1 protein-coding gene is annotated in these 1,023 nt (G+C 48.9%); it reads left to right on the top strand.

Annotation, left to right across the window (positions count from 1 at the left end):
• Positions 1-92 precede the first annotated feature (92 nt).
• The coding region (locus AMS66_RS17315; RefSeq protein WP_082350759.1) for an aldo/keto reductase at positions 93-1,023 on the top strand (931 nt) is incomplete at its 3' end.

Consider the following 1,023-nt stretch of genomic DNA (forward strand, 5'->3'; position numbering starts at 1 on the left):
ATAGTCTCGAGCAGCACTGGCTCACCGAGATATGTGTAGACAACCTGAAGGTTTGAATACCTTCCCAATACCCTTAAGGAGTGTGTAATCAAATGGAATATGTAAAACTTGGACGTAGCGGGTTAGAGGTCTCAAAGTTAAGCCTTGGAACCATGAGCTTCGGAGTGCCTGAACGCGGCAATACCCCATGGTCTCTGGATGAGGAGCAAAGTAGACCGATTATTAAGAAGGCACTCGAATCGGGCATCAACTTTTTCAGTACCGCCAACATGTACTCCGACGGAACAAGCGAAGAGATTCTCGGACGTGCCTTAAAGGACTTCGCTCATCGTGACGAAGTCGTCATAGCAACAAAGGTATTTGTTCCAATGCGCAAAGGTCCGAATGCTATGGGACTTTCCCGTAAAGCTATCATGACCGAAGTTGATAACAGTCTAAGACGGCTCGGAACAAACTATGTCGATCTGTACCAGATTCATCGGTGGGATCCTAATACGCCAATTGAGGAGACTATGGAGGCTCTTCACGATTTAGTTAAGGCGGGCAAGGTCAGATACATCGGAGCATCCTCCATGCTGGCATGGCAGTTTGCGAAAGCTCAGCATGTCGCAGAGCGCAACGGCTGGACACGGTTCGTTTCCATGGAAAATAGATTAAACCTGCTCTATCGGGAAGAAGAACGAGAAATGCTCCCCCTTTGCAGAGACGAGGGAGTTGGCATCACTCCTTACCTGCCTTTGGCTGCAGGCCGGTTAACCCGGGATTGGAATGAGCAGACCACGCGATCAGAGAAGGACCAGGTGGCAAAGGCCTTGTTTAGTAAAACGGAAGAGGCTGATCGCAAAGTCGCGGAGAGAGTTGCGGAAATTGCCGGTAACCGGGGGATTTCACGCGCACAAATTGCACTTGCATGGTTGCTGCAAAAGGAAGAGGTCACTGCACCTATTATGGGTTCAACCAAAATCAGCCATCTGGAAGATGCGGTTTCGGCGTTATCGGTTAAATTGACTTCTGAAGAAATTA

The organism is Paenibacillus xylanivorans (assembly GCF_001280595.1).
GTDB lineage: Bacteria > Bacillota > Bacilli > Paenibacillales > Paenibacillaceae > Paenibacillus > Paenibacillus xylanivorans.